Below are 11592 nucleotides of genomic sequence, written 5' to 3'. Positions count from 1 at the left end.
GGGCCAGGCCACCCGGCCCGGCCCGCCCCCTCGGGCGTTCCGCCCGCCTCCTAAGCTCGGGGGCGTCGGGGAGCGCCGACAGGACAGCAGGGAGAGCAGCCCATGAGCACGCCGCCGTTTCTGACGCTGCCCGGGTGCGCGCGGGCCGAGCGGCTGGTGACCGGGCGCGGGGAGTTCGCGGCGCTGCGGGCGGAGCCGGCCGGGCCGGTGCGCGGCTCGGCGCTGCTGGTGCCGGGGTTCACCGGCAGCAAGGAGGACTTCATCGCGCTGCTGGAGCCGCTGGCGGCCGCCGGGTACCGGGTGACGGCCGTGGACCAGCGCGGGCAGTACCAGACCGGCGGTCCGGACGATCCCGCGGCGTACGCCGTCGGGGCGCTCGGCGCGGACGTACGGGCGCTCACCGGGGTGCTGGCGGCCGAGGCCGGGGGCGCCCCGCCGCACCTGCTGGGGCACTCCTTCGGCGGCCAGGTGGTGCGCGAGGCGGTGCTCGCCGCGGCCGCGGAGGGCCCGCTGCCCTGGCGGTCGCTGACCCTGGTGTCCACCGGCCCGGGCGCGATCGACCCGGCCGAGGCGGTCCGCACCGGGCTGCTGCTGGACGCCCTGCGGGGGATGGACCTGGAGCAGATCTGGCAGGTCATGCGGCAGCTGGAGGCGGAGAGCGGGCAGCCGCGGCCGAGCCTGGAGCCGGCCGTCGCGGAGTTCCTGCACCGCCGCTGGCTGGCCAACGTGCCGCTGGCGCTGTCCGTCACCGGCGCCCACCTGGTGGCCGCGCCGGACCGGGTGGCGGAGCTGGCCGCCGCCACCGCCGGGCTGCCGGTGCTGGTGCTGTCCGGGGTGCGGGACCACGCCTGGCCGGTCCCGGAGCAGACCGCGATGGCCGAGCGCCTGGGCGCCCGCCGGGTGGTGGTCGCGGACGCCGGCCACTCCCCCAACGCCGAGCAGCCGGCCGCCACGGCCGGGGCGCTGGCCGCGTTCTGGGCCTGACCGACGCGGTCGGGGCCGCGCCGGTTCCCCCGGTCCGCCGAAAGTGGTCTGTACCACTTCTTCAAGTTCGATCGGCTTCAACACAGGACAAAATTCGTTAGTTACGGTAATCTTTGATTCTGTCCGGGAATCATCGCCGGCCTCCACCGCGGCGCCAATCACCCGAAACCTGGGCTTTACGGACGGGCAACGGCCCGGTAGCACCGCCACGACACCGTGGTGCACGAGGCACTGGACGCACCAGGCAAGCAGGGGGAGCCCTTGCCGCAGCAGACCGCCACACGCGCGACGACCCGCCCGATCCGGCCTCACCTCCGGATCCGCAAGACCCCGAGAGAGCTGATACCGACTCAGCCGCCCCCGCCCCGCCCCGCGGGGCCAGGAAAGGAGACGCCCATGACGAAGACCATGCGCTTCGAGATCGTCCGACTCGACGAGACCAACGGCTCCGCCGCCGACCACCAGATCGCCGACGCCGCCACCGTGCGCGAGGTCGTCCAGGCCGCCGCCCGCACCGGCGAGCGCCTGCTCATCCGTCCGTGCCCGACCGTCTGACCCGGCGCGGCGCCTCCGACCGGGAGGCCTCACCCGCCGCCGACGAGCCGGGAGCGTCCGATCCGGACGTTCCGATACCCGACTGACGCCCCGTCACCGCATTCGCCGATGACGGGGCGTCAGTGTTTCCGGGGTAGACGCCCCGGACGTTTGCCGCCGCCCGGGACGGGACATCCCCCAACGGGAACCGCCCGTGCCACGCCCACCCGGCGCCGGTCCGGGCGCCCGCCACCGACAGGTGCCGCCGAGCCCTCCGTACGGGTGATCGTCCTTGACGCGGCGGTCCGGAGGGAGGAGCGTTGACGGCTATGAGGGGCGAGCCCAGCTGCCCGAGGTGCGCCGGTCGGGTCCGCGCCCCCGGTCTGTTCTCAGACACCTGGCAGTGCGACCGGCACGGAGCCGTGCACCCGATGCAGCCCGTGCTGCCCCCGAGTGTGGAGGCCCTCGGCGTCGCCGTCGCCCGCTCCCAGGTCCCGGTCTGGCTGCCCTGGCCGCTCCCGGTCGGCTGGCTCTACACCGGCATCGCCCACGTCGGCGACGACGTCTCGGGCGCCCGGGCCACCGCCGTCGCCTGCTCCGGGCCCGCGCCGCTCGGCGGCTTCGGCGAGCTGGTGCTGGTCGCCGAGGAGCTGGGGGTCGGCCTCGGCGCCCGCTACGCGGGCCTGTCCGGGCCGGACCCGGGCGACTCCGTCGGCCTCTACAAGCCCGCCGACGCCAAGCTGCTGGCCGCCGGGCGGCCCACCCCGATGTTCCACGTCCCGGACGCCCCGGCCGACCGCGCGGTGTTCGTCGGCGAGGCCCGCGGGCTCTGGCTCTGGGCGGTCGCCTGGCCCGAGCAGTCCGCGCTGGTGATGTACGACGAGCTGGTGCTGACCGACCTGCGCGAGGCCGGCGCCGAACTGGACCTGCTGCCCTGCGGGGCGCTCTCCCCCCGGCTCCTCGGCTGACGGCTAGGCCTATCCTGGGCGGCACCCACGAGCCTCCAGGAGCCCGATCCGTGCGCATCGACCTGCACGCCCACAGCAACGCCTCCGACGGCACCGACAGCCCGGCCGAGCTCGTCGCGGCGGCCGTCGCCGCGGGCCTCGACGTGGTGGCGCTGACCGACCACGACACTGTGGCCGGCCACGCCGAGGCCGCCGGGGCGGTGCGCGCACTGCCCGCGGACAGCCGGCTGACCGTCGTCCCGGGCGCCGAGCTGTCCTGCGCCGTGGACGGGATCAGCCTGCACCTGCTGGCGTACCTGTTCGACCCCGAGGAGCCGGAGTTCGCGCGCGAGCGGGACCTGGTGCGCACCGACCGGTTCCGGCGCGGGCGGGCGATCGTGGAGCGCTGCCGGGAGCTCGGCGCGGAGATCAGCTGGGAGCAGGTGCGGCGGATCGCCGGGGCCGGCTCGGTCGGCCGGCCGCACATCGCCAGCGCGCTGGTCGAGGCCGGCGTGGTCGCCACCGTCTCGGACGCCTTCACCGCCGACTGGCTGGCCGACGGCGGGCGGGCGGACGTCCGCAAGCACGAGACCGACCCGGTCACGGCGGTCCGGCTGGTCCGGGCGGCCGGCGGGGTGCCGGTGTTCGCCCACCCGGGCGCGGTCAAGCGCGGCCGGACGGTCTCCGACCAGGTGATCGCCGACCTCGCGGCGGCCGGACTGGCCGGGCTGGAGGTCGACCACACCGACCACGACGAGGAGACCAGGGAGCGGCTGCGCGGCCTGGCCGGCGAACTCGGCCTGCTGGTCACCGGCTCCAGCGACTACCACGGCACCCGCAAGACCGTACGGCTCGGCGAGCACACCACCGACCCGGAGGTGTACGGGGCGCTGCTGGCGCAGGCGACCGGCGCGAAGCCGATCGAGCGCTGAGCGGACGCTGAACGAACGCGAACGCCGGGCCAAGGGGATGATGAGTCCCTTGGCCCGGCGTTCGGAGTTCGGAGTACGGCCGGGCGGCGGTCAGTCCAGCCGGACGCCGCGTCGGCCCGGGTCGCGCAGGTCGGCGCCCTGGTCGAGCCAGCGCTCCTGGAGCGCGGCCGCGCCGTGCACCCGCTTCCAGCCCGCCTCGTTGGGCGTCATCGGCAGCAGCGGCAGGAAGCGGACCGGGTCGGCCGGCTCGGCCAGCTCCAGGTCCTCGACCAGGCCGCCCGGTTCGGCCGCGAGCACCGAGGTGAAGGGCGCGCCGTCCCAGAGCGGCGAGCCGAGGTCCAACGAGCCGCCCGGGGCCACCACCAGGCCCTCGACCTGCGGGGTGGCGGCGAAGGTGGCCAGGGTGCGCAGCACGCTGTCGCGCCCGCCCCGGACCGTCAGCACCAGTTCGACGCGCGGGCCGCGCACCTGGTCGGCGACCGGCGCGGTCGGGTCGGCCATCGGTGCGGCGGACATGCCGAGCGTCGCGTACCGCACCAGGCCCTCGGCGTCCGGGCCGAAGCGCAGCACCTCGATCCGGTCGGCGCCGAGGAAGGTGACCGCGGCGCGGCCGCCCGGTTCGCCGAAGGTGGAGATCAGCCGGGCCTCGACGGCGGCCAGCACCGCCTCCCGGGTGAGCTCCGGGGAGCTGCCGCCGTGGGGGTCGCCGAAGAGCGGGAAGTCGTGCGCCATGCCGGTGAGCGTAACCCCCGGGGGTTCGCGGGCCGCGTGCGGGCGGGCCGGAGGCGGTGCGACGGCGGTGCGGCGGGGCGCCGTGGCGGGGCAACGGCCGGGCGGGGCAAGGATCCCGTAAAGCCTTCGGAAACCTCCGGGAACCCCTCGGCCTCGACGCCCGGTCAGATGTTAGGGTGAGCGACTGGCCACCGGGATCGTTCGTCCCGGGGCGGCGGCGCGAAGGAGGTGGTTGCGGTGGATACCGGCCGACCATGCAGTACCGGCAGCTCTGCCCGGCCCCGACTTCCCCGTACCCCGCGCCCCGCAGGCCCAACCGGCTGAATCAGCCGCGGTAGCCCCGGGCACAGGCCCCACGGCGGACGGACCGGCCGGGAGAGCACTTTCATCCCCCGTTTCACCGGTGTTCTCCGCCGTCGTACCGCGGCCGAACGTTTTTCCTTCCGCGCGGCCGCGCGACGGTTCCTGCCTCTGGGAGCCTGCCATGTCGATGATCAACAGCCTGCGCGCCGCCGTCCGCACCAACCGCCGCCGGGGCGCGGCCGGCGTCTACGCCGTCCTGCCCGAGGATGCCGGTTCGGCGGTCGTGGACTGCGCGGTCTACCAGCACGGCAAGCGCAGGGGCGAGACGTGCAGCCCGCGCGAGGCCGCCCACCGGGTCAAGGCCGCCCACCAACTCCCCGAGGGCGAGGGCTCGTTCAGCTGGATCGGGCTGCACGAGCCGACCGAGGCCGAGTTCGAGGGGATCGCCCAGCGCTTCGGCCTGCACCCGCTCGCGGTCGAGGACGCGGTGCACGCGCACCAGCGGCCCAAGGTCGAGCGCTACGACGACGTGCTGTTCGCCGTCTTCAAGACCATCCGCTACGTCGAGCACGACCAGCTCACGCCCACCAGCGAGGTGGTGGAGACCGGCGAGCTGATGGTCTTCGCCGGCCGGGACTTCGTGATCACCGTCCGGCACGGCGGCCACGGCTCGTTGCAGGAGCTGCGCCACCGGCTGGAGGCCGACGCGGACGAGGCCGGGCTGCTCTCCAAGGGCCCGGCGGCGGTGCTGCACGCGATCGCCGACCACGTCGTGGACAACTACCTGCTGGTCGCCGAGCGGCTCCAGAACGACGTGGACGAGATCGAGTACGGCGTCTTCTCGGCCAAGGGCGGGCGCAGCGCCGACGTCGGCCGGGTCTACCAACTCAAGCGCGAGGTCCTGGAGTTCAAGCGTGCCGTGGCACCACTGCTGCGCCCGATGCAGCAGCTGTCCGAGCCGCTCCAGCGGCTGGTCGACCCGGACATCCAGAAGTACTTCCGGGACGTCGCCGACCACCTGGCCCGGGTCGCCGAGCAGGTGCACGGCTTCGACGAGCTGCTGAACTCGCTGCTCCAGGCGAACCTGGCGCAGGTCTCGGTGGCGCAGAACGAGGACATGCGCAAGATCACCGCCTGGGCGGCGATCTTCGCGGTGCCCACCATGATCACCGGCGTCTACGGCATGAACTTCGAGTACATGCCGGAGCTGCACCACAAGTACGGCTACCCGACGGTGCTCGGCGCGATCGTGCTGATCTGCTTCGGGATGTACCGGGGCTTCCGCCGCAACGGCTGGCTCTGACCGCGCCGGCGTCGGCACCCGGGCCCCGCTGAGGGCGGCACCCCGGCCGGAGCCTGCGGTCAGCGCCGCCCGCCGCGGGCGACCAGGACCAGCCCGAGCAGGATCAGCACCACCGCCGGGTAGGCGGCCGCCGGCGGCCACTGGCCCAGCCAGAGGGCGGCGATCAGCGCCGCGCCCGGCGTCTCCAGCAGGATCGCGGTCGAGGTGACGGACGGCCCGAGGCTGCGCACCACGCGGTTGCTCAGCGAGTGGCCGAGCAGCTGGGCGGCGACCATCAGCAGCACGATCTGCCACCACACCCCGGCCGGCCACCCGGCCAGCGGCGTGCCGGCGACCAGGCAGATCCCCAGCAGCACCACGGCCGTGGTGGCGTAGCAGACCAGGGTGTACGCGGTGGTGCTGACGGTCTTGCGGACCTCGGCGCCCAGCAGCATGTACCCGGCCGCGGCCAGGCCGGCGGCGAGCGCGAGCGCGTCGCCGAGCAGCGCGCGCGGGGAGAGCGAGAGGTCGACGCCGGTCAGCACCAGCACCCCGGCGAAGGCGACGACCGTGCCGAGCCAGACCAGCCGCGGCGCCCGGACGCCCATCAGCCGCATCAGCAGGATGGTCCACAGCGGGGTGGTGGTGACCAGGGCGGTGGCCGAGGCCACCGAGGTCATCCGCAGGCTGGGCATCCAGAGCGCGAAGTGCACGGCGAGCAGCGCCCCGGCGGCCACCGCGAGCAGCAGCGCCCGCCGGCCGATCCCGCGCAGTTCGGCGCGGTGGCGCAGCAGCGCGTACGGGCCGAGGACGCCGACCGACATGACGTTGCGCCAGAGGGCGATCGCCAGCGCGGGCGCGGCGGTGGCGCTGATCAGCGGGCCGGACAGCGAGATGCCGCCGATCGAGACGGCGAGCAGCAGCAGGTCGAGGGTGGGCAGCGGGTGCGCCGGCCCCGGGTCGGCGGTCGCGGGGGCGGCGGAGGGGGCGGTCGCGGGCCGGGCGGCGGGCACGGCGCTCCTTGCTGGTCGCGGGGGTGGGGCGGTCATACGGTAAGGCCCGTGGCGGCGCAATGGAACTGTCGCCCGGAGGCTGAGACACCCGGTGGACGCCGAAAGCCGTACGCTGTCCGCCATGGACCGTACGCCCGCCGCCGCGACCGCCGACGACTTCCTCGACCGGGCCCTGCTGGAGGAGGCCGCGAAGAAGTCCGGCCTGCTCTGGGTGCGCGCGGACGGGCAGGAGCAGGCCCGGCCGCTGTGGCACGCCTGGCACGACGGCGCGGTCGTGGTGGTCGGCGGGGGCGCCGAGCAGCCGCTGCACGGCCTGGAGCCCGGCGCCGGGGCCGTGGTCACCGTCCGCAGCAAGGACAAGGGCGGCCGGCTGACCGGCTGGAGCGCCCGGGTGGTCGAACCCGCCCCGGGCAGCGAGGCCTGGCTGGGCGCCGTCGAGGAGCTCAAGGGCAAGCGGCTGAACGCGCCCGACACCGACGCCATCACCGAGCGCTGGGCCCGCGAGTGCCGGGTGCTGCGGCTGGAGCCGACCGGCCCGCTCACCGAGCACCCCGGGGCGATGCCGGACGGCTCGCACGCCGCCCGGCCGATGCCCACCCCGGCCACCACCCGGCTGCCGATCCCGGCCGGCCTGCCCAAACTGCTGTTCAAGCGCCGTTAAAGGTTCACGCCCAGGACGTGTCCGGCGGCTACCGTGCCTCCCGGCCGGGCCCGGAGCACGCGGGTAGCCTTGGCCGCGAGTGCGCCCCCGGCGCACCCGGTACGGCGTCGAGCGAGTCGAGGGAGTCCATGGCAGGGCCAGGCACCCGGGTCTTCATCTCCCATCTGTCCGCCATCGCGGTGTTCGACCCGAACGGCGACCAGGTCGGGCGGGTCCGGGACGTGGTCGTGTCGCTGCGGCTCGGCGGCCGCCCGCCGCGCGTGCTCGGCCTGGTGGTCGAGGTGGTCGGCCGGCGCCGGATCTTCCTGCCGATGACCCGGGTGACCAGCCTGGAGTCCGGCCAGGTGCTCACCACCGGCGTGATCAACCTGCGCCGCTTCGAGCAGCGCCCGTCCGAGACCCTGGTGCTCGCCGAGCTGCTGGACCGCACCGTCACCTGGTCCAAGACCGCCGAGGACGTCACCGTGCTGGACGTCGGCATGGTGCAGACCCGGCTGCGCGAGTGGGAGATCAGCAAGGTCTTCGTCCAGGTCGGCCGGGCCGGCCGGCTGCGCAAGGGCAAGGGCGAGCGGCTCACCCTGGACTGGCAGGACGTCACCGGCTTCTCGCTGCCCGAGCAGGACCAGGGCGCGGCCAACCTGCTCGCCACCTTCGAGCAGCTGCGCCCCGCCGACCTCGCCAGCGTGCTGCACCACCTGTCCGCCAAGCGCCGGGCCGAGGTCGCCGCCGCCCTCGACGACGAGCGGCTGGCCGACGTCCTGGAGGAGCTGCCCGAGGACGACCAGGTCGAGATCATCGGCAAGCTCCAGGAGGAGCGCGCCGCCGACGTCCTGGAGGCGATGGACCCGGACGACGCCGCCGACCTGCTCTCCGAGCTGCCCGGCGACGAGGCCGAACGGCTGCTCCAGCTGATGGAGCCGGACGAGGCCGCGCCGGTGCGCCGCCTGCTGACGTACGAGGAGGACACCGCCGGCGGTCTGATGACCACCGAGCCGATCGTGCTGGAGCCGGACGCGACGGTCGCCGAGGCGCTGGCCCGGGTCCGGGTCAGCGACCACAAGCCCGCGCTGGCCGCGCAGGTCTTCGTCTGCCGCCCGCCGAACGAGACCCCGACCGGCCGCTACCTGGGCACCGTGCACTTCCAGCGGCTGCTGCGCGAGCCCCCGTACATCCTGGTCGGCTCGCTGGTGGACGACGACCTGGACCCGCTGCCGCCGGACACCCCGCTGTCGCTGATCACCAGCTACCTGGCGACCTACAACCTGGTCGCCGCGCCGGTCGTCGACGACGCGGACCACCTGCTCGGCGCGGTGACCGTCGACGACGTGCTCGACCACCTGCTGCCGGACGACTGGCGCGACGCCGCGCTGCACGCCCACGACGAGGTCCGCGACGACGAGACGGAAGGGGTGACCGATGGACGGTGACCGCAGCGGACGGTCGAACGACTCCGCACGCCGGCGCCTCCAGGGCGAACTGCGCCAGCTGCGGCAGCTGCGCGAGCTGCGCACCCGCGAGGGCGCCCGGGACCGGCGCGCGGAGACCGCGCCGATCACCGGCACCGGCCGCGCCCGGCTCGACCAGCCGCGCACCGCCCGGCCCGGCCTGCTCACGCTGCCCTCCTACGACCCGGAGGCCTTCGGCGTCCTGTCCGAGCGGATCGCCCGCTTCCTCGGCACCGGGCGGTTCATCGTCTGGATGACGGTGGTGGTCGTCGTCTGGATAGCGTGGAACACGCTGCTGCCGATGTCCGTGCGCTTCGACGAGTACCCGTTCATCTTCCTGACCCTGGCGCTGTCCCTGCAGGCCTCGTACGCGGCCCCGCTGATCCTGCTGGCGCAGAACCGGCAGGACAACCGGGACCGCGTCAACATGGAGCAGGACCGCGCCCGCAGCGACCGCAACATCGCCGACACCGAGTACCTGACCCGCGAGGTCGCGGCCCTTCGGCACGGGCTCGGCGAGGTCGCCACCCGGGCCTTCATCACTTCTGAACTGGGCAGCATCCGGTCCGAACTCCAGTCCCTGCTCAAGGAGATCGACGAACGCCGGGAAGCCCCCGAGCCGCTGTGACCCGCGGCACGCTACCGACCGGTTAACGACTTCGCCGGGCGCCGTACCATCAAGGCATGGCCAACGAGACAGAGGTCGCGGCCGGCGTCACGGAGGAGTCCGTACGCCAGGCGCTGGCGACCGTCAACGACCCGGAGATCAACCGCCCGATCACCGAGATCGGCATGGTGAAATCGGTCGGGATCGCCGAGGGCGGCGTGGTGAGCGTCGCGGTCTACCTGACGGTCTCCGGCTGCCCGATGCGCGACACCATCGTCACCCGGGTGCGCGAGGCGGTCGGGAAGGTCCCCGGCGTGACCGGCGTCGAGGTCGAGCTCGACGTGATGAGCGACGAGCAGCGCAAGGAGCTGTCCCAGCTGCTGCGCGGCGGCGCCCCCGAGCGGGAGATCCCGTTCGCCAAGCCGGGCACGCTGACCCGGGTCTACGCCGTCGCCTCCGGCAAGGGCGGCGTCGGCAAGTCCTCGGTGACCGTCAACCTGGCGGCCGCGATGGCCGCCGACGGCCTGAAGGTCGCCGTGGTGGACGCCGACATCTACGGCCACAGCGTGCCGCGCATGCTGGGCGTCGAGGGCCGGCCGACCCAGGTCCAGGACATGATCATGCCGCCGCAGGCGAACGGCGTGAAGGTCATCTCGATCGGCATGTTCACCCCGGGCAACGCCCCGGTGGTCTGGCGCGGCCCGATGCTGCACCGCGCGCTCCAGCAGTTCCTCGCCGACGTGTACTGGGGCGACCTGGACGTGCTACTGCTGGACCTGCCGCCCGGCACCGGCGACATCGCCATCTCGGTGGCCCAGCTGGTCCCCAACGCGGAGATCCTGATCGTCACCACCCCGCAGATGGCCGCCGCCGAGGTGGCCGAGCGGGCCGGCACCATCGCGGTGCAGACCCACCAGAAGATCGTCGGCGTGATCGAGAACATGTCCGGCATGCCGTGCCCGCACTGCGACGAGATGATCGACGTCTTCGGCACCGGCGGCGGCCAGACCGTCGCGGACGCGCTCACCCGCACCGTCGGCGCGACCGTCCCGGTGCTCGGCTCGATCCCGATCGACGTGCGGCTGCGCGAGGGCGGCGACGACGGCCGCCCGGTCGTGCTCGCCGCGCCCGACTCCCCGGCCGGCGTCGCCCTGCGCGCGGTGGCCGGCAAGCTCGGCGGCCGCCAGCGCGGGCTGTCCGGGATGTCGCTGGGCCTGACGCCCAGGAACAAGTTCTGAGACGGTGACGACGAAGGGCCGGGTGGGTCTGACCACCCGGCCCTTCGCCGTACCGCCGCGGACCCTACGGCCGGGTGTAGGCGGTCAGGTCCGGGACGGTGGAGAAGCCGAGGCCGTACGCGCTGACGCCGCGGCCGTAGGCGCCGAGCAGGACGCCGGGGGCCTCGCCGGCCAGCACCCAGCCGTACTCGGACTCGCGGTAGCGGAAGGGCTGCGGCAGGCCGTTGACCGGCAGGCTGAGGGTGGACCAGCCCGGGCCGGCCAGGTCGTCGGCGAGGTCCCAGGCGAGGCTGCTCTGCTGGTCCAGCCAGTCCTGGCGCAGCGCCCGGTCCAGCTGCCCGGGCCAGGTGCCGGCGAGCAGGCCGGAGCCGGCCAGCCAGGCGGCGGAGGAGGCGGAGGTCGCCTCCAGGGTGCCGGTGTTGTCGGCGCTGCGGCGGCTGTCCCGGCGGGCCACGGTGACCACGACGGCGAACTTCCGCACGTCGCGCGGCTCGTACCGCTGGGCCGGCTCCTCGCCGTGGCCGAGCGAGCCGTAGTCGACGCTGCCCGCGGTGCGGGGGCCGGCGCCGGCCTGCACCAGGAAGCGACGGCCGGTCCAGCCCTCGTCCAGCCCGTACCAGGGGAAGTCTGCGGACAGGTAGGGCACCAGCGGGTCCGCCGGGCCCGCCTGTCCGCCGACCACCGGGCCGCCGGCCGTGGCCGTCGCCCCTCCCGCCTGACTCGTCGCGTCCATCCCCGGGCCTCCTCAAACACACGTTTGCCTGCCGTGGCGCGCTCCCATGGTGGCGTACCGCGGCGCTCCCCGGGGCCGTTCCGGGTCCGCGACGGGGCGCGGTGTGACGGACGGCTCAGCGGGAGCAATCAGCACAATAGCGGCGCACACGCCACCGCCCCGCTCAGCCGTGTGGCCGGGC

General features: G+C 74.5%; 12 protein-coding genes. 9 read left to right on the top strand and 3 right to left on the bottom strand.

Annotated features, from left to right (window positions below):
- Positions 1-102 precede the first annotated feature (102 nt).
- From ACFU7Z_RS26215 to ACFU7Z_RS26200, 4 genes are all read left to right on the top strand, one after another.
- Positions 103-984, top strand: a complete 882-nt coding sequence (locus tag ACFU7Z_RS26215; protein ID WP_380744271.1) for an alpha/beta fold hydrolase — start codon at positions 103-105, stop codon at positions 982-984.
- A 396-nt stretch (positions 985-1380) separates the two neighbouring features.
- Positions 1381-1539, top strand: a complete 159-nt coding sequence (locus ACFU7Z_RS26210) for a hypothetical protein (RefSeq protein ID WP_380780038.1) — start codon at positions 1381-1383, stop codon at positions 1537-1539.
- Between the two features lie 308 nt (positions 1540-1847).
- Entirely contained in the window at positions 1848-2486 is a 639-nt protein-coding gene (locus tag ACFU7Z_RS26205; protein WP_063780222.1) for a DUF6758 family protein, read from the top strand.
- A gap of 50 nt (positions 2487-2536) precedes the next feature.
- Positions 2537-3397: a PHP domain-containing protein gene (locus ACFU7Z_RS26200; RefSeq protein ID WP_380780036.1), complete on the top strand. Its 861-nt coding sequence runs from the start codon at positions 2537-2539 to the stop codon at positions 3395-3397.
- A 90-nt stretch (positions 3398-3487) separates the two neighbouring features.
- Here ACFU7Z_RS26200 and ACFU7Z_RS26195 read toward each other — a convergent pair whose 3' ends face one another.
- Complete coding sequence (locus ACFU7Z_RS26195) at positions 3488-4129, bottom strand: suppressor of fused domain protein (RefSeq protein ID WP_079271871.1); 642 nt, start codon at positions 4127-4129, stop codon at positions 3488-3490.
- Between the two features lie 484 nt (positions 4130-4613).
- Here ACFU7Z_RS26195 and corA point away from each other — a divergent pair, with 484 nt between their 5' ends.
- Entirely contained in the window at positions 4614-5735 is a 1122-nt protein-coding gene (gene corA, locus ACFU7Z_RS26190) for a magnesium/cobalt transporter CorA (protein WP_049654109.1), read from the top strand.
- Positions 5736-5794: 59 nt separating this feature from the next.
- Here the strand turns inward: corA and ACFU7Z_RS26185 are convergent, their stop codons facing one another.
- Entirely contained in the window at positions 5795-6763 is a 969-nt protein-coding gene (locus ACFU7Z_RS26185; protein WP_049654111.1) for a DMT family transporter, read from the bottom strand.
- An 85-nt stretch (positions 6764-6848) separates the two neighbouring features.
- Here ACFU7Z_RS26185 and ACFU7Z_RS26180 point away from each other — a divergent pair, with 85 nt between their 5' ends.
- The 4 genes from ACFU7Z_RS26180 (at position 6849) to ACFU7Z_RS26165 (ending at position 10678) form a co-directional block, all read left to right on the top strand.
- Positions 6849-7388, top strand: a complete 540-nt coding sequence (locus ACFU7Z_RS26180; protein ID WP_074001560.1) for a hypothetical protein — start codon at positions 6849-6851, stop codon at positions 7386-7388.
- 128 nt (positions 7389-7516) lie between these two features.
- Positions 7517-8815 carry a magnesium transporter MgtE N-terminal domain-containing protein gene (locus ACFU7Z_RS26175; RefSeq protein ID WP_380780034.1) on the top strand — a complete coding sequence of 433 codons (1299 nt, stop codon included), beginning with the start codon at positions 7517-7519 and terminating at the stop codon, positions 8813-8815.
- Positions 8805-9461, top strand: a complete 657-nt coding sequence (locus tag ACFU7Z_RS26170; RefSeq protein WP_375874133.1) for a DUF1003 domain-containing protein — start codon at positions 8805-8807, stop codon at positions 9459-9461. Before ACFU7Z_RS26175 ends, ACFU7Z_RS26170 begins: the two co-directional genes overlap by 11 nt.
- A gap of 56 nt (positions 9462-9517) precedes the next feature.
- Entirely contained in the window at positions 9518-10678 is a 1161-nt protein-coding gene (locus ACFU7Z_RS26165) for an Mrp/NBP35 family ATP-binding protein (RefSeq protein ID WP_049654113.1), read from the top strand.
- Positions 10679-10742: 64 nt separating this feature from the next.
- On the opposite strand, the gene ACFU7Z_RS26160 is transcribed toward ACFU7Z_RS26165, so the two are convergent.
- The gene (locus ACFU7Z_RS26160; protein ID WP_049654115.1) at positions 10743-11411 is read right to left on the bottom strand and encodes a hypothetical protein; all 669 of its coding nucleotides are present in this window, start codon (positions 11409-11411) and stop codon (positions 10743-10745) included.
- Positions 11412-11592: the final 181 nt, after the last annotated feature.

Source organism: Kitasatospora sp. NPDC057518 (assembly GCF_042802075.1).
Classification (GTDB): domain Bacteria; phylum Actinomycetota; class Actinomycetes; order Streptomycetales; family Streptomycetaceae; genus Kitasatospora.
This window is presented reverse-complemented; position numbering and strand designations above follow the sequence as displayed.